The following is a 17,158-nucleotide window of genomic DNA, read 5'->3' as shown; positions in this document are numbered from 1 at the left end:
ATAACAATAAGTTTTAAAATGTTATATAGAAAGGAGAGATGTAAATGTTATTTAGTAAAGGGAAAATAGGGAATCTCGAATTGAAAAACAGATTTGTAATGTTGCCAACAGTAACAAATTTAGCGCAGGATGGATTTGTTAGCGGCAGAGAAATGGAATATTATAACAGAAGGTCAAAAGATGTTTCATTGGTTATTGTAGAAGCAAGTTATGTAAATAAATTTGGTAAATTCTTCGTAAATCAGCTCGGTATAGATGATGACAATAAGATAGATGGTCTTAAGAAGTTGTCTTATTTACTACAAAAAAACGGGGCAAAAACGGGAATACAGCTTGCTATGCACAATCCAAAATATAAACCTGTCGATTTTACTAAAGATAAGATAGAAGGATTTATTGAAGATTTTGCAAACGCTGCAGTAAGGTCAAAAAAAGCAGGTTTTGACCTTGTAGAACTTCATTTTGCCCATGGCTGGTTTGTAAATCAATTTTTATCACCTAATACAAATAAAAGAACAGATGAATATGGTGGAACCTTTGAAGGAAGAGCTAAATTTGCCCTTGAAATATTACGGAAAGTTAAAGAATATGTTCCTGACATTACGGTTATTTGTAGGATTAATGCCAGTGATTTTACTTCTGACGGATTTAATATTGAAGAAAGTATAAAGTTATCAAAAATGCTTGAGGAAAATGGTGCTGATGGGCTTAATATTTCAGCAGGAGTTGGAGCAACAGCAGAATACCATATATCACCTATGGGACTAGATGATAAGCCTTTATTAGAACTTATAAAGAGAATAAAAGATAATGTTAATATACCAATAATAGCTGCAAATAAACTTGGTTATGCTAACGATTGGGAAAAAATACTAAAGGACAATGTAGCTGATTTTATTGGAATTGCAAGAGGTTTAATAGGAGATCCTGATTGCATTGCTAAACTTAAAGAAGGTAACAATGAAGACATAAGGTATTGTATACATTGCAATCAAGCATGTCTAGCATATATTTTAAAAGGGTTATCTGTTTCATGTTTGATGAACCCTGAAGTTGGCAGAGAATTAGAATTCCAGGTCAAAACTGACAAGTCTTTGAATATAGCTGTAATAGGTGGTGGACCTGCAGGTATGTCTGCAGCTAAATATCTAGCAAAAAAGGGCCATAAGGTTGAATTATTTGAAAAAGAAGATAAACTTGGAGGTCAGTTAAATGTAGCAAAAATACCACCACATAAAGAAGAAATAGGCAAAGTTATAGAATATTTAGAAAGGGATTTGAGGAAATATAATGTTAATATTCATTTAAACAGGAAAATGACTATCGAAGAAATAAAAGATTTACCCCATGATAAAGTTGTAATTGCAACAGGGTCTGTTCCTGTAAATATTAATGTAAATATGGATGCTTTTTATTGGGCCATTGATGTTTTAGCGGGTAAATTGCCGCAAGGTCAAGATATTATGGTGATTGGTGGCGGTTTAACAGGACTTGAAACAGCAGAATTCCTTGCCCAAAAAGGTAAGAATATAACGATATTGGAAGCAAAAGATGAAGTAGGAGATGGAATATTTCCGATGATAAGAAAATTAATCATAAATAGGCTTAAAAAACTTAATGTAAATATAATTACAAAAGCCAAAATAAATCATATATCTGATAAAAAATTATCATATAATTTAGATGGAGTTGAAAAGATACAGGAATTTGATGATATCGTTGTAGCTACAGGGAATAAACCTGATGCTACATTTAAAGAGTTAATAGATGATGATAAATATCTTTTTATTGGTGATTGTAAAGAGGTAGCATCAGCTGTAGAAGCTATAAGAGAGGGTGCAGAACTTTCATTAAAGCTTTAAAAGATGAGAAGGGTAATATACAAATTTTTTCAGATATATTAGTTAAATATCGTTAGTAAATAAATATAAAGCACATAAAAAATAGCGGATAAAATCCGCTATTTTTTATGCTAGACCCATTAATTTTATAACTACTGCACTTAGTATAGATATAAATAGAGAGGCAATTGTTCCAAGATATAAAGGTTTAATTCCAATTTTTTTCATATCACTTATGCTAAGTTCAAGACCTAATCCAGCCATTGCAGCTGTCATAAGGTAATTATCTAAAGTAATTAGTCCTGTTAATATATTAGACGGAATAGAAATAAACGAATTAATGATTACTACTGCTAAAAACATAAATACGAACCAGGGTACTGATACATTTTTAAGACTGAATTTTTCACTGTTACTTTCTTTCATATATTTTATACTTAGATAGATTGTAACAGGGATTATATATAAAACCCTTGTTAGCTTTACTAAAGTGGCATAAGTTCCAGCATCATTAGATACGGCAAATCCTGCAGCAACAACTTGTGCCACCTCATGTATAGAGCTTCCTGTCCATAATGTATAGAAAGATGTACTCATGTCTAAAATTTTAAATATTATAGGATACATGAACATAAATAGAGTACCAAAAACTGTAACGATACCTATAGCAAAGGCTGCATCTTTTTCATCGGACTTTGTAACTGCATTTACTGCAGCTACTGCAGAAGCTCCACATATAGATATTCCACTTCCTATCAAGATTGAACGTTTTGCAGGTATGTTGAATTTTTTACCAAGGTATTTTGTAAAAATCATTGTAGCAGTACAAACAATGAATATAAGTATAATGGCTTTAGGCCCTATTTTTGTAATTTGAGAAATACTCAATTTAAATCCTAAAAATATAATAGCTAGTTTTAAAACCTTTTTAGCACAAAATTTAATCCCGGGTTTCATATTTTCTTTAATGCCTATGGTATTTTTAATTAATGCACCAAGTAATATGGCGATAATAAGGGAGCTTAAATTTAACCTCTCTATAAAAGAAATTTCTTGAATAAAAAATGAAGAAATTGTAATTATTCCTACAACCAATACCCCGTTTAAATACTTTTTAACGTTCATAAAATGCCCTCCTAGATATAAATTTTGACGTAGCACAATTCATATTTTACAGGCATTTGTTATCTAAGTAAAATAATATTATTATATACATATCATAAGTATTAACTTATACATTAGGCAAAAATAATATTAATTTTAGCGAGATATTTTAAGTTGAGAAATCTGCAAATTGAACATTAGTTAAAATCAGTCGATTGCAACAGTTTCTTTTTTTGCAAAATTTATAAATTCATTAAAAAGATTAGATAAATACTTATCTTTATGATATATAAGGTTAAGTTTTCTAATTATCTTAATTCCTTTTAGTCGTATAACTGCAAGTCTTCCGTCTTCTACTTCCTTTTTTATGCACCTTTTGGATATACATGAAATTCCAAGACCGGCTTCAACGGCTTTTTTAATAGCTTCTATATTACCCAGTTCAAAATCTACTTTATAATGAACACCATTGGCATTTAAAACATTTTCTACAATTTCTCTTGTACCACTGCCCTGTTCTCTCATTATTATTTTTTCTTCTCCTATTTTTTTTATATCTATACTTTTTAGTTTTGACCAGGGATGGTCAGGAGGGGTTATAAAAACTAGCTCATCATTACAAAAATTTTCTACTATTATTTCATCTGAGTAAACTGGGCCTTCTACAAAAGCAAAATCTATTTTATTTTCTAAAACCATATCTGTGATAATTTTAGTATTTTCAATGGTAATAGAGGTATCTACTTCTTTATGTTTTTTGGTGAACTTTCCTATTATATCTGTAAGTATATATATGCCAATAGTTGTGCTTGCGCCTATTTTAAGTTTGCCTTTTTTAAGTCCTTTAATGTCTTTAATTGTTTTTGAACATTCATCATACAAATTCAATATTCTTCTTACATAATTTAAAAATATCTTTCCCTCATAGGTTAAGTAAAGTTTTCTACCTATCCTGTCAAAAAATTTTACACCGAATTCTTCTTCAATTTCTTTTATGGTCTGGCTAACGGCGGGTTGGCTCATGTACAGTTTTTTTGCTACTTCTGTCATATTAAGTTTTACCGCTACTTCATAAAATATTCTCAGCTTTCTTTCGTTCATGATTTTCTCTCCTCTATATGTATTTACTACATTAGTTTTTGCAAAATGGGTTTTTATATTTAATATGCTTATAATTTAATGATAACATATATGGCTATATGAATAGTATTTGTTCTTCAAGAAGTTTGTAAGTGAGACTAAAAGAAAATCAGAAGTGATTCTGTTTATAAATTAGATAAAACTTGATTTTAAAACCAAATTTTAGCTCATCAAGCAGGAAAATGGTAAATATGTATAGAATAATATGATGTATACAATGAACTTTTTTCTTATAAATGATTATATTTATAGTACAATAGAATATGTAGAAATTTACGAGGAGGAAATCCATGAATCCGCAAATAGGAATTTCTATTCATAACGTTGGTATAGATTATATAGCTAAGCATAACTTTAAGAGAGTTCAATTGTGCCATAAATTCTCAGGAGCTAAAGAGATAACTGCACTTTTGAAGTTTTCTAGAAAGTTTCCTTTAAAGGTAACTTATCATGCTCCTGTATTTCACCAGTCAGACCCTACTGTCACCTACTATGTAAGTGATAATAAAAGGTTGAGAGATGCTACTTTTGAGATACTAAAGACAAATTTATCTATGGCAAAAAGTCTTCCAACGAGTGAAGTTGTAATCCATTTTGTAACTAGTAATGTTGGAAGTCCAGATAGTATAAAAAAGACAGCACATGAGAGTGCTTTAAAACTTAGTGAATTAAGTGAAGAATATGATCTACCAATCCTTTTAGAATATGTAGGGTATAATGATTTATTTTATAGAATAGAGGATTGGATAGATATTATAAAAGATCACGAAAATTTAGGAATATGTTTAGATGTTGGTCATTTGTATCTATCCTGTCAGATAAATGATATGGATTACTTTGAAGAACTAGAAAAAATACTACCTTATATTAGGCTTATACATTTGTGGAATACTAGAGGTTTTAGTGATGTTTCTAAATATGGTCACATACCAGTTCATCCTAATCAAAATCCAAATGATGGCTGGATTGATATTCAAAAAACTATAGAATTTATTTATGCTTGGAATGATGATATTCCTATAATTTTTGAACCTGACTTCAAATATTTAGATTTAAAATACGTTCAGGAAGGAATTGACTGGGTGAATGAGTTAGTCTATAATAATACGAAAAAGGATAAGGAAACCATAGATACAGTCTAAGGATTTAACAATAAAATACGGGGTGATGAAGATGGATTTTAAGGAGAAGTATGAGTTTTGGTTAAATAATGAGTACTTTGATAAAGAAACAAAAGATGAATTATTATCAATTAAGGATAATGTAGAAGAAATAGAAGATAGGTTTTATAAAGATTTAGAATTTGGTACTGGAGGACTTAGAGGGAAGATTGGTGCAGGTACTAATAGAATAAATAAATATACTGTATCTAAGGCTACCCAAGGATTAGCTAATTTTATTGTTGAAAATGGAAGTGAATATGTAAAAAGAGGGGTAGTAATAGCTCATGACTCAAGACATAAGTCAAGAGAATTTGCTCAAACGGCTGCACTAGTATTGGCTGCAAATGGTATTAAAGCATATTTATTTGAGGATTTAAGACCGACACCTGAATTATCCTTTGCAGTTAGGTATCTAAAAGCTTCTGCTGGAATTGTTATTACTGCTAGCCACAATCCACCAGAGTATAATGGATATAAGGTTTATTGGGAAGATGGAGGACAGATAGTACCTAGTCTAGCTGATAAGATAATAAAGAAAGTTAATGAAGTTACTGATTTTTCAATGATAAAGATTATAAGTAAAGAAGAAGCACTAAATAATGGGTTATTAAATATTATTGGAGAAGAAATTGATAAAGAGTATATAAACAAGGTTAAAGATTTAAGTGTTAGAGACGATATCGATAAAAATATAAGAATAGTTTATACTCCATTACATGGTACTGGAAATATGCCTGTAAGAAGAGTACTAAAAGAGTTAGGATACATAAATGTATTTGTTGTTGAAAGCCAAGAACAGCCAGATCCTAATTTTTCAACTGTAGAGTATCCAAATCCAGAGGATCCAAATGCATTTAAACTGGCTATTGAATTAGGAGAAAAGGTAGATTCTGATATTATATTAGGAACAGATCCAGATTGCGATAGAGTTGGAGTTGTGGTTAAAAATAAAGAAGGAGAATATAAAGTATTAAGTGGAAATCAAACTGGTGCACTACTTTTAGATTACATATTGAATTCAATGACAGAAAAGGAGATTTTACCTGAAAATAGTGTAATGGTTAAGACTATAGTTACAAGTGAATTAGGTAGAGTGATAGCTAAACATTATGATGTAGAAACTATAGATACTTTGACAGGATTTAAATTCATAGGTGAAAAGATTAAGGAATTTGAAGAAAATAGAGATAAGAACTTCATATTTGGTTATGAAGAGAGCTTTGGATATTTGACTGGTTCTTTTGTAAGAGATAAAGATGCAGTTATAGCTTCTATGCTTATTTGTGAAATGGCAGCATATTATAAGAGTAAAGGAATGTCACTTTACGAAGCTTTAATTAATTTATATGAAAGATATGGGTACTATATAGAAGACTTACACTCTATTAAATTAGAAGGTATTGAAGGAAAGAAAAAGATAGAAGAGGTCATGGAGAGCTTTAGAAAAAATTATCCAACTAAAATAGGCAAGCTTAACTTAAAAGTATTTAATGATTATAAGGCTTCTAAAAGCTTTAATTACATTAAAGACAGCAGTGAAGATATATTACTTCCAAAATCAAATGTTTTAAAGTTTATATTTGATGACGAATCATGGTATGCATTAAGACCTTCTGGTACAGAACCAAAGTTAAAAATATACTTCTCAGCTAATGGAAAAGATAAAATGGAGGCAGAAAATAAGCTTAAGGCTATTAAAGAAGAAATATTAGGCAAAATTGAAAATATAGTAAGATAGAGAGATAGAGAGGTATTTTCTCTATCTTTCTTTTAATGAATTTGGTGTGGGGACTATTTTATTAGTATAAAGTATTTTTGTTGGACATATAGTGAATTATAGAGGAATTAGGATTTTATTGTCTAATAACTAATTATATAAATTGGTTATAAATGGGGGATGAGGGATGGAAAATGTGTTTTTTACCAAAGTACTTAGGAATCCTATAATTGCAGCAGTAAATACTATAGAAAAACTTGATATGGCGATAGACTCACCATGTGAGGTTATTTTTTTGCTAACAGGAGACATCTTTAATTTAAAGAAAATAGTCGATAAGGTTAGAAGTAAAGAAATGAGCATATATATTCATTTAGACCTAATGGAAGGCTTTTCAAAAGATATTGTAGCTTTGAAGTATATTAATGAAAACATAAAGCCTGACGGTATAATTACAACAAAAAGTAATCTTATTAAATTTGCTAAAAATTTAGGAATATTTACAATCCAGAGGTTATTTATACTGGATTCATTGTCATTAGAAACGGGAATAAGGTCTGTACTTTCTACCAAACCAGATGCTGTAGAAATATTGCCTGGCATTATGCCTAAGATTACACGAGAAATACATAGGCAAACTCGTTTACCTATTATAACAGGCGGTTTAATCAAGGAAAAAGAAGATGTGATTAAAAGTTTAAATGCAGGAGCTGTTGGTGTGTCAACAAGCAAAGAAGAAATTTGGTACATGTAGTTATAACAAATACTTTAAAAAATTAGTTTTATAACTCAGTATAATTTTTAATAATAATAATTTTAATATTAATGTTATAAGTGTAGAGCTTGGTAATTTTTATCAACATACAGCAACTATTTGATTAAGATTATAAAAAAATATCAAGAAATAAAAAATCATAGTCAGAAAAGTCTGAAAAATCAAAAACTATAATTGGCATGAAAATTGCAATACTAATTAAATAACTTTTAATTATGATAAAAGGAGGAGGTGAAAAAGATGAAACATTTAGGTACAATACTTGGCGCTGCTATAGCAGGTATTTTTGTTATGAGTGTATGGGGAGCATTTGTTCAAGCATATGGTATAGCTGGAGGATGGTTCGCAGGTTTGATTATAATAGGAACTATGTGGTATTTAAATCACTATGTGGGAATCCACAATAACGAAGGTGCTTGGGTAGATATGGCTCTAGGTATTGGTGTTGCAGGTTTTATGAGAGATGTATTTATGAAGGGTGGTCAAGCAGCGATTGAATCTTTACCAACATTGGCAGTAGTGCTTCTAGGAGGAATAGCTGGTGGTATTGCAGCAGTTAAACTAGAACAATATTTGGCAGATAAGAATAGTGAGAAAGAAGAAGAAATGGCCTAAAGAAAATCTACGTAATTAATATAAAGAAGGGGGGCAAGTAAGGTGACTATGCCATTAATGATATCAACTTTTGCTGGTGGTTTTATATTTCCATTTCTAATTAGACTACTATGGGGTAAGATGGTTGAAAACTGGGGACCTATAGGTGGATGGATGGCAGCTGGGTTCATAGTTGGTACTACTTGGACTTTAACTCATGGTGTTGGTTTAATATTCCAATCTGGTGGTGCGTGGGTTGATCAAGCTTTTGGCGCAGCAGCGGGTTTATTAGCAGCTTCTGCAGTTGCAGGAGATAGTTTCGGTAAGTCAGTGCCTAATATAATTTTTGCAATAATAGGTGGTATACTAGGAGGTTTTATACTTTCAACTTTTTTATAATTCATAGGAAATTATATTCCATTCAAAGATTTTGTTCTAAAGTTTTAATTAGTTATTAATAGACAGGGGGGAAATAAATGGATAAAAAATACATTTTAGCCTTAGATCAAGGTACTACTAGTTCGAGAGCCATATTATTCGATCATGATGGAAGGATAGTTAAGGTAGCTCAAAAAGAGTTCACACAAATATATCCGAAAGCAGGTTGGGTAGAGCATGACCCAATGGAAATATGGGGTACTCAAATTGGTGTGGCTAAAGAGGTATTAGGAACAGCTGGAGTAAATCCAGAGGAAGTTGCAGCAATAGGTATAACAAATCAAAGAGAGACAACTGTAGTTTGGGATAAAAATACTGGTAGACCTATATATAATGCTATAGTTTGGCAGTGTAGAAGAACTGCTAGTATATGTGATGATTTGAAGGCAAGAGGTTTAGAGGATTATATAAGAAAGAACACAGGTCTTGTTGTAGATGCATATTTTTCTGGTACTAAGGTTAAGTGGATACTTGACAATGTAGAAGGTGCAAGAGAAAAGGCTGAAAAAGGAGAATTGTTATTTGGAAATATTGATACTTGGTTAGTTTGGAATTTAACTAAAGGTAAAGTACATGTAACTGATTATTCTAATGCTTCAAGGACTATGCTTTATAATATAAAAGAGCTAAAGTGGGACGAGAAGATTTTAAATGAGCTTGGAATACCTGCTTCAATGCTTCCTGAGGTTAAACCATCTAGTGAAATTTATGGATATACTAGTCCTAATATCTTTGGTGAAATAGAGATTCCTATAGCTGGTATAGCTGGTGATCAACAGGCTGCATTATTTGGTCAGACTTGTTTTGAGCCAGGTATGGCTAAGAATACTTATGGAACTGGATGCTTTATGTTAATGAATACTGGAGAAAATATGGTTCCTTCTAATAAAGGGCTACTTACAACAATTGCTTGGGGAGTTGATGGTAAAGTTGAATATGCATTAGAAGGAAGTATTTTCATTGCTGGAGCAGTAGTTCAATGGTTAAGGGACGAGTTAAGGTTAATATATGAAGCAAAGGACAGTGAGTACTTTGCGACTAAAGTTAAGGACAATAATGGTGTATACGTAGTACCTGCATTTGTTGGTTTAGGAGCTCCATACTGGGATATGTATGCAAGAGGAACAATAGTAGGTTTAACTAGAGGAGCAAATAAGAACCACATAATAAGGGCTGCATTAGAGTCAATAGCATATCAAACTAGAGATGTATTAGAAGCTATGCAAGAGGATTCACGCATAGATTTACAATCATTAAAGGTTGATGGTGGAGCTGTTGCGAACGATTTCCTAATGCAATTCCAGTCTGACATATTAGGAGTACCTGTACACAGACCTGAAGTTACAGAAACTACAGCTTTAGGTGCTGCATATTTAGCTGGTCTTGCTGTAGGATTCTGGGAAAGTAAAGAAGAAATAGCTAAGAAGTGGAAGGTTGATAGAACATTTGAACCAAATATGGATGAACTAATCAAAGAAAAATTATATGCAGGATGGAAAAAGGCTGTAAATAGAGCACTTAAGTGGGAAGAAATGGAAAAGGAAGAATTAGCTATTAGCGAAGTAGCTGCATCAGATGAAGATTAATATATAAATTTGGCAAACGTTTTGACAAGATGCAACACAAATGATATAATTTGGTTACAAGTGAATATTTGGCGCTAGAGAAATGGAGAGCCGCACAAGCAGGCCTATGGAGTGATAGGTTTAGCTTAGTGCGGCTTTTTTAATCTATTTATCAAAAAAAGGGGGGTTATGAATGTATGATGTTGCAGTTATAGGGGCTGGAGTAATAGGTACGTTTATAGCAAGAGAGTTATCAAGATATAAACTTAATATTGTTCTTATAGAAAAAGATAACGATGTTGCAAATGGGACTACAAAGGCAAACAGTGCAATAATACATGCTGGATATGATGCAGAACCAGGAACTAATATGGCAAAGTTTAATTCTAAAGGAAATCCTATGTTTGATAAGATATGTGAAGAATTAGATGTTGAATTTAAAAGGATTGGTTCACTAGTTGTTGCTTTTAATGATGAAAATATGAACATGATTAAAGAGCTTTATGATAGAGGTTTAAAAAATGGTATACCCAATATAGAGATAATAAATGGAGAACAAGTTAGAAAAATGGAACCTAATTTAAATAATGATATTGTAGGTGCTTTGTATGCACCAACTTGTGGAATTATTGGACCGTGGGAGTTAGCTATAGCTTTAGCAGAAAATGCAGTAGAAAATGGAGTTGAGATATTGTTAAATAGTGAAGTTCATAATATTAATAAGACTGACTATGGATATAGGATTTTTACTAAGAGAGAAGTGATAGATACTAAATATGTTGTGAATTGTGCCGGATTATATGCAGATAAAATAAATAATATGGTAGCTAGTCCATATTTTAAGATAAAACCTAGAAGAGGTCAATATTTTATACTGGATAAAAGCGCAGGTAATTTTGTGAATAGAGTTATATTTCAGTGTCCAACAAAACTTGGAAAAGGAGTTTTGGTTGCTCCAACAGTTCATGGCAATTTAATAATAGGACCGGACGCTGAAGATTTAAATGATAAAGAGAGGTTAGATACAACAGCTGATAGACTTCAATATGTAAGAGAAACGGCTTTGAAAACTTCAAAGAACATTCCATTTAAAAAAGTTATAACTACATTTGCAGGATTAAGGGCAGAACCTAGTACTGGTGATTTCATAGTTGAGGAGTCTAAAGAAGCAAGAGGTTTTATTAATGTTGCAGGAATAAAGTCACCAGGTTTATCAGCTTCACCAGCTATAGCAGAATATGTCGTAGAATTACTAAGTGATATAAATGGTGGATTTGAAGCAAAAGAGGATTTTAATCCAATAAGAAGAAGGATGATAAGGTTTGAAAAATTAAGTGCTGATGAAAAAGCAGAATTAATAAGAAAAGATCCTAAGTTTGGAAGAATAATTTGTAGATGTGAAAATATAACAGAAGGTGAGATTGTCGATGCTATTAGAAGAAAAGTTGGAGCTACTACTGTAGATGGGATCAAAAAGAGAGTTAGACCTGGAACAGGAAGGTGTCAAGGAGGTTTCTGCAGCCCAAGAGTTATGGAAATATTAGCTAGAGAATTAGGTAAAGACATTTCAGAAATAGTTAAGGATAGTCCAAATTCGTATATATTAGTAGGAAATACTAATAAAGGTTTAGGAGAACATGCAGCTGATGAGTTGGTTGCAACTTCAATTGATGAAAATTAAGGGGGTGAAGTAATGTTAAGCTATGATATCGTTGTGATTGGTGGAGGGCCAGCTGGTTTAGCAGCAGCGATAGAAGCAAAGAAGAATGGTGTAGATAGTATTTTACTTATAGAAAGGGACCGTGAATTGGGCGGAATATTACAACAGTGTATACATAATGGCTTTGGACTCCATGAGTTTAATGAGGAATTAACCGGTCCAGAATACGCAGATAGGTTTATTAAAGAGTTAATGAAGATGGAAATAGATTATAAGCTAAACACTATGGTTTTAGATATTAGCGAAGACAAAATTGTTAAGGCAATAAATTCAGAAGATGGCTTTATGATTATAAAAGCAAAAGCAGTTATATTAGCTATGGGATGTAGAGAGAGAACTAGAGGAGCTTTAGCTATTCCTGGGACTAGACCTTCTGGTATATTTACAGCCGGAACAGCCCAAAGGTTTATAAATATAGAGGGTTATATGGTTGGTAAAAAGGTTTTTATATTAGGTTCAGGTGATATTGGGCTTATAATGGCTAGAAGACTTACCCTTGAAGGAGCACAAGTTATTGGTGTCGCTGAAATTATGGCTTATTCTGGAGGACTTACAAGAAATATTGTACAGTGTTTAGAAGATTATGACATACCATTAATGCTAAGTCATACAGTTACCGAAATAAGAGGTAAAGACAGGGTTGAAGGCGTAGTTGTATCTAGAGTTGATGAAAATAGAAAGCCAATACCAGGTACAGAGAAATATTTTGAGTGCGATACTTTGTTATTATCTGTTGGCTTAATACCTGAAAATGAACTGTCAAAGAAAGCAGGTATAAAATTAAATCCAATTACTGGTGGTCCAATAGTAAATGAATCTATGGAAACTACTGTTGCAGGAATATTTGCATGTGGTAATGTACTACATGTTCACGATTTAGTAGACTATGTTACAGATGAAAGCAGACGGGCAGGAAAAAATGCAGCTAAGTATATAAAAGGAGAGTTGTATGATAGTGGAGATATACTTAAAACTAATCCAGGTAATGGAATAAGATATATTGTTCCACACATGATAAGACTTGAGAACATACAAGATTCCGTAAACTTATTTATGAGAGTAAATGATGTTTATAAAAATGTAAGGATGATAGTTAGGTCAAATAATACTATTATTAAAGAACTAAAAAAGAGACGTTTAGCACCTAGTGAAATGGAAAAAATCACAGTAAATATTAATCAGTTAAAAGGAAAAGGATTATCAGATATAACTGTAGAGATATTAAAGGAGGAGGGTGATAGATGACTAAAAAAGAGATGATTTGCATCGTTTGCCCTATTGGATGTCATCTAGAGGTAGAAAAAGATGAAAAAAATTCTTTAGGATTTAAAGTAACAGGTAACCAGTGTAAAAGAGGGCAAGAGTATGCAGTAGAAGAAATTACTAATCCAAAAAGAATATTAACTTCTACAGTTAAGATTAAAAATGCTCATTTGAGTAGATTGCCGGTAAGGACAAACAAACCAGTTCCTAAAGATAAGATATTTGAATGCATGACCGAAATAAATAAGGTAGAAGTAACTGCACCTATAAAAATAGGAGATATAGTTATTAAAAATATATTGGGAACAGGAGTAGATGTATTAGCTAGCAGAGACATGGAATAAATGCTGGGGGGAACGATGTGAGAATTGTAAAATTAGACGAGAAGAATATGTCCAGATTTAAAGATAATTATAGTGATTTAATTTATTCTTCACTGTTTGATAACTTATCGGAAGGTATATGTATAATAGATGAATTTGGCTATATTGAGTATATAAATAATTCATATAAACAATATTTTTCAACTGATAAGCATATTAAAGAGGGAACAAATATCTATAAAGTTAACATAGATAACATTGTACTTAACTGTTTTAGCATAAAAAAATATACTAGAGGTGTACTCGTTTACTTTCCAGATGAGGTACATGTTGAAGTAGCTGCATGGCCTAGACACATAGAAAATAAATTCAAAGGGGTTATAGTTATATATAGAAAAATAAAAAATGATAACGTTAATAGAGAAGGTAAATCTACTAATAAGATTCAAGATTTGTCATTTGATTATAATATTAAATTGCAAGAACCGTTTAAAAAGATAATAGGTGAAAGCAGACAAATAAAAGAAGCTTTGTTAATTGCACAAAAAGCATCTGAAATTTCTTCTACTGTTCTTTTAAGAGGAGAGAGTGGAACTGGGAAGGAATTAGTTGCTAGAGCAATACATTATAGTAGTAATAGATCGAATAAACCTTTTGTAGCAGTAAATTGTGGAGCAATTCCGTCAAATTTACTGGAATCTGAACTGTTTGGGCATGAACAAGGGGCTTTTACTGGAGCTGTTAGATTAAAAATTGGCAAATTTGAACGGGCTGATGGTGGAACGGTTTTTTTAGATGAAATTGGAGATTTACCAAAAGAAATGCAGGTTAAATTATTAAGGGTTTTACAAGAGAGGGAGTTTGAAAGAATTGGAGGAATGCAAACTATAAAAACTGATGTAAGAATTATAGCTGCAACAAATCGAAATTTAGAAGAGATGGTATACAATGGTGAATTTAGAGAAGATTTATATTACAGATTGAATGTAATTCCAATTTATTTACCATCATTAAAGGAACGAAGGGAAGATATACCTTTATTGATAGACTATTTTATTGATAAAATATCCGATAAATTAGGCAAAAAAGTTATTAAATTAAGTAAAGAAGCTAAAGATTGCTTATATAATTATGATTGGTCAGGAAATATTAGGGAGCTTGAAAATGTAATTGAACGATTAATAGCTTTATCTGATAAAAGTGTTATTGAAATAAATGATTTACCAAGTAATATAACTAATATTTATTTTATTAATAAAGTAAATTATGAAAATTCTAGACTTATTAATTTGAAAAGCAATGGAGAATTTCCAACTTTTGAAGAATATGAAAAGGAAATAATAAAATTAGCTTTGGAAAAATTCAAAAGTTTTAATTCTGCAGGTAAAGCTTTGGGTATAACTCACAAGACTGTAGCCTATAAAGCTAGAAAATACAATATTGTAGATTAAAATTATTTATAGATACAAGATGCATAAAAATAATGATACTAATATTTGCATCTTGTATCTTTTTGTATTAATAAAGTTATTAAAAAACTTACTTGTGGATAGAATTGACTAACAACTTAAAAATGTTTAAAATGATAAATATTAGTCAAAGATAATCATGTGCATTATTTTTGGGACTTTTGTCTCATATAGTTTTTGGATAAAATATATATTGGGTACTGGGTGCTGGGTACTTGGTACAGGGATTAGAGGACAGGGAACAGTTGACAGATTAAAAACTAGTGGCTGACAGCTATCAGCTTTCAGCTAAAATTAAAATAGTTAGCTGTTCGTCATTCGTTTTTCGCTTTTCGACAATTAACTGTAGCGTAGAATTAATTCTACGCTACAGAGGATTACAGAGAACTAGTAACAGGGAAGAAAAGACAAGAACTGTTCTCTGTACACTGTCAACTGTCAACTTAATAATATATTTAACATTTAAAATTTAGCATTTAAAATTTATTTAGTATGGGAGGCTTTTAAGATGCATAAGAAGCTTTTGGGGATAACTTTAAGCATCTTATTCTTATTTATGTTTCTTGTTGATTTTGGGTATGCTCAAGGTGCTAGAATAAATCCCCCAAGAGAAGTACTAGAAAAAAAGATAGAAGAAGTAGCTAAGAGAAGAGGTATTCCAACAGTTATACTTAAATCGATAGCGAGAGTAGAAAGTGTTTTTCAGCAGTATAATCCTGACGGTACGGTTTATACTGGCAGAAAAGGCAGTATCGGGCTTATGCAAATTTATAATAGATATGGATGGTTTGACACAAACAGGCTTAAGTATGATATTGATTATAATATAGAGGCTGGTGCAGAAGTTCTATTAATGAAATGGAATATGGCATTAAATAAGCTACCTAGAATAGGAGATATGAATCCTAATATTTTGGAAAACTGGTATTTTGCTTTGTGGGCATATAATGGTTGGAGCAAAAGTAATAATCCTAATATGGTGCCTTACAGATATCCAACATGGACTAAAAAATATACATATCAGCAATTAATATATTTGGTAGCAGAAAAGGAATATGGTCAGAAAATAACACCTATAGACCCTAAATTGCTTCCTAAAAATGGACTTCCAGATAAAAATAAGCATTTTGATACTCCACAGCCATTTCACTATGGCGATATTGTGATGTATAAAAAAGGAGATATAGTAAAAGCTGATGTAAAAAATTCTCTACGAATTAGAAAAGGGCCTAATGGAGTAGAGATTGGACGAGTAGCAGGCGGCACAATTTTAGATGTATTAGAAGGCCCTGTTTTGAAGGAAGGTTATTTTTGGTATAGAGTTAAACAAAAGGATGGAGAATTAGAAGGTTGGGTTGCAGGTAACTGGATAGTAAAGATTGGTGAAAAAGAAGAATATCCTCTAAAAGATATATCTGATTCTTGGGCAAAGGATTATATTCTTAAGCTTTATGAAATGGGTATAGTGAATGGAGATAGTAATAAAAAATACTATCCAAATAGGAGTATTACTAGACAGGAAATGGCTATTTTAATATCTAGAGCACTTAAGCTTGAAGGTGAAGGCTACGAGCTTAATTATGAGGATAAAGATAGTATTAAGAATTGGGCAATAGATTATGTGAAAGCTGTATCTAAAGCTGGTTATTTAGAAGGTTTTGAAGATAATACTTTTAAGCCTGATAGATATATTACTAGAGAAGAAGCTGCTTTAATGATAGCAAGAATATTAGGTGATGAGAATATAGAAGCTGAATTGACATATAAGGATTTAGCTGAAATTAACCCACAGTTTATATCAGCAGTAAAAGTAGCAGGAAAGTATGGTATTATGTTAGGTAAAGGAGATGGAACATTTAAACCCAAAGAACCACTAACAAGAAGCGGTGCAGCAAAAGTAATAGTTAAGCTTTTAGAAGTTTTAAACCAGAAAGCAGACAACTAATAACTAACGACGAACAATTTTCAAATGTATAGAGACTGAAAAAAATATAAGCGAATAATTATAAAACTTCAGCTAAGAAAACTTGATGAAGAATTTCAGAA

At 31.5% G+C, this 17,158-nt stretch carries 14 protein-coding genes; 12 read left to right on the top strand and 2 right to left on the bottom strand.

The features are described 5' to 3' along the window. The first annotated feature begins 44 nt into the window (after window positions 1-44). Window positions 45-1,862 carry an NAD(P)/FAD-dependent oxidoreductase gene (locus tag TR13x_RS04465; protein WP_054870705.1) on the top strand — a complete coding sequence of 606 codons (1,818 nt, stop codon included), beginning with the start codon at window positions 45-47 and terminating at the stop codon, window positions 1,860-1,862. Window positions 1,863-1,967: 105 nt separating this feature from the next. Here TR13x_RS04465 and TR13x_RS04460 read toward each other — a convergent pair whose 3' ends face one another. After that, window positions 1,968-2,966, bottom strand: coding sequence for a YeiH family protein (locus TR13x_RS04460; protein ID WP_054870704.1), 999 nt, complete (start codon window positions 2,964-2,966; stop codon window positions 1,968-1,970). Window positions 2,967-3,152: 186 nt separating this feature from the next. Further along, window positions 3,153-4,046, bottom strand: coding sequence for a LysR family transcriptional regulator (locus tag TR13x_RS04455; protein WP_054870703.1), 894 nt, complete (start codon window positions 4,044-4,046; stop codon window positions 3,153-3,155). A gap of 329 nt (window positions 4,047-4,375) precedes the next feature. Between TR13x_RS04455 and TR13x_RS04450 the strand changes: the two genes are divergently transcribed. The 11 genes from TR13x_RS04450 (at window position 4,376) to TR13x_RS04400 (ending at window position 17,057) form a co-directional block, all read left to right on the top strand. Then, window positions 4,376-5,227, top strand: coding sequence for a sugar phosphate isomerase/epimerase (locus TR13x_RS04450; RefSeq protein ID WP_054870702.1), 852 nt, complete (start codon window positions 4,376-4,378; stop codon window positions 5,225-5,227). Between the two features lie 31 nt (window positions 5,228-5,258). Then, complete coding sequence (locus tag TR13x_RS04445; RefSeq protein WP_054870701.1) at window positions 5,259-6,986, top strand: phospho-sugar mutase; 1,728 nt, start codon at window positions 5,259-5,261, stop codon at window positions 6,984-6,986. A gap of 166 nt (window positions 6,987-7,152) precedes the next feature. Then, window positions 7,153-7,719 (top strand): glycerol-3-phosphate responsive antiterminator, encoded by a 567-nt coding sequence (locus tag TR13x_RS04440; RefSeq protein ID WP_054870700.1) that lies wholly within the window; start codon window positions 7,153-7,155, stop codon window positions 7,717-7,719. A 261-nt stretch (window positions 7,720-7,980) separates the two neighbouring features. After that, window positions 7,981-8,355 (top strand): Lin0368 family putative glycerol transporter subunit, encoded by a 375-nt coding sequence (locus tag TR13x_RS04435; protein WP_054870699.1) that lies wholly within the window; start codon window positions 7,981-7,983, stop codon window positions 8,353-8,355. Window positions 8,356-8,403: 48 nt separating this feature from the next. Further along, window positions 8,404-8,733 carry a Lin0368 family putative glycerol transporter subunit gene (locus TR13x_RS04430; RefSeq protein WP_082394800.1) on the top strand — a complete coding sequence of 110 codons (330 nt, stop codon included), beginning with the start codon at window positions 8,404-8,406 and terminating at the stop codon, window positions 8,731-8,733. A gap of 77 nt (window positions 8,734-8,810) precedes the next feature. Continuing rightward, window positions 8,811-10,358, top strand: coding sequence for a glycerol kinase GlpK (gene glpK / locus TR13x_RS04425; protein ID WP_054870697.1), 1,548 nt, complete (start codon window positions 8,811-8,813; stop codon window positions 10,356-10,358). A gap of 172 nt (window positions 10,359-10,530) precedes the next feature. Continuing rightward, the gene (locus TR13x_RS04420; protein ID WP_082394788.1) at window positions 10,531-12,018 is read left to right on the top strand and encodes an NAD(P)/FAD-dependent oxidoreductase; all 1,488 of its coding nucleotides are present in this window, start codon (window positions 10,531-10,533) and stop codon (window positions 12,016-12,018) included. A gap of 12 nt (window positions 12,019-12,030) precedes the next feature. Next, window positions 12,031-13,302 carry an NAD(P)/FAD-dependent oxidoreductase gene (locus tag TR13x_RS04415; protein WP_054870696.1) on the top strand — a complete coding sequence of 424 codons (1,272 nt, stop codon included), beginning with the start codon at window positions 12,031-12,033 and terminating at the stop codon, window positions 13,300-13,302. Beyond that, window positions 13,299-13,664 carry a DUF1667 domain-containing protein gene (locus TR13x_RS04410; protein ID WP_054870695.1) on the top strand — a complete coding sequence of 122 codons (366 nt, stop codon included), beginning with the start codon at window positions 13,299-13,301 and terminating at the stop codon, window positions 13,662-13,664. Before TR13x_RS04415 ends, TR13x_RS04410 begins: the two co-directional genes overlap by 4 nt. Window positions 13,665-13,681: 17 nt before the next feature. Further along, the gene (locus TR13x_RS04405) at window positions 13,682-15,094 is read left to right on the top strand and encodes a sigma-54-dependent Fis family transcriptional regulator (RefSeq protein WP_054870694.1); all 1,413 of its coding nucleotides are present in this window, start codon (window positions 13,682-13,684) and stop codon (window positions 15,092-15,094) included. 526 nt (window positions 15,095-15,620) lie between these two features. Further along, window positions 15,621-17,057, top strand: a complete 1,437-nt coding sequence (locus TR13x_RS04400) for an S-layer homology domain-containing protein (protein WP_054870693.1) — start codon at window positions 15,621-15,623, stop codon at window positions 17,055-17,057. Window positions 17,058-17,158 lie beyond the last annotated feature (101 nt).

The organism is Caloranaerobacter sp. TR13 (assembly GCF_001316435.1).
In the GTDB taxonomy this organism is placed as follows: domain Bacteria; phylum Bacillota; class Clostridia; order Tissierellales; family Thermohalobacteraceae; genus Caloranaerobacter.
Note: the sequence above shows the minus strand (reverse complement) of the source record. Positions and strands in the feature narration are given on the sequence as shown.

Excerpts from the sequence above, each read along its gene's own strand:
- TR13x_RS04440 (WP_054870700.1), top strand. The coding sequence starts at position 7,153 with ATGGAAAATGTGTTTTTTACCAAAGTACTTAGGAATCCTATAATTGCA.
- TR13x_RS04445 (WP_054870701.1), top strand. The coding sequence starts at position 5,259 with ATGGATTTTAAGGAGAAGTATGAGTTTTGGTTAAATAATGAGTACTTT.
- glpK (WP_054870697.1), top strand. The coding sequence starts at position 8,811 with ATGGATAAAAAATACATTTTAGCCTTAGATCAAGGTACTACTAGTTCG.
- TR13x_RS04410 (WP_054870695.1), top strand. The coding sequence starts at position 13,299 with ATGACTAAAAAAGAGATGATTTGCATCGTTTGCCCTATTGGATGTCAT.
- TR13x_RS04435 (WP_054870699.1), top strand. The coding sequence starts at position 7,981 with ATGAAACATTTAGGTACAATACTTGGCGCTGCTATAGCAGGTATTTTT.
- TR13x_RS04430 (WP_082394800.1), top strand. The coding sequence starts at position 8,404 with ATGCCATTAATGATATCAACTTTTGCTGGTGGTTTTATATTTCCATTT.
- TR13x_RS04465 (WP_054870705.1), top strand. The coding sequence starts at position 45 with ATGTTATTTAGTAAAGGGAAAATAGGGAATCTCGAATTGAAAAACAGA.
- TR13x_RS04415 (WP_054870696.1), top strand. The coding sequence starts at position 12,031 with ATGTTAAGCTATGATATCGTTGTGATTGGTGGAGGGCCAGCTGGTTTA.
- TR13x_RS04455 (WP_054870703.1), bottom strand. The coding sequence starts at position 4,046 with ATGAACGAAAGAAAGCTGAGAATATTTTATGAAGTAGCGGTAAAACTT.
- TR13x_RS04460 (WP_054870704.1), bottom strand. The coding sequence starts at position 2,966 with ATGAACGTTAAAAAGTATTTAAACGGGGTATTGGTTGTAGGAATAATT.
- TR13x_RS04450 (WP_054870702.1), top strand. The coding sequence starts at position 4,376 with ATGAATCCGCAAATAGGAATTTCTATTCATAACGTTGGTATAGATTAT.
- TR13x_RS04420 (WP_082394788.1), top strand. The coding sequence starts at position 10,531 with ATGTATGATGTTGCAGTTATAGGGGCTGGAGTAATAGGTACGTTTATA.
- TR13x_RS04400 (WP_054870693.1), top strand. The coding sequence starts at position 15,621 with ATGCATAAGAAGCTTTTGGGGATAACTTTAAGCATCTTATTCTTATTT.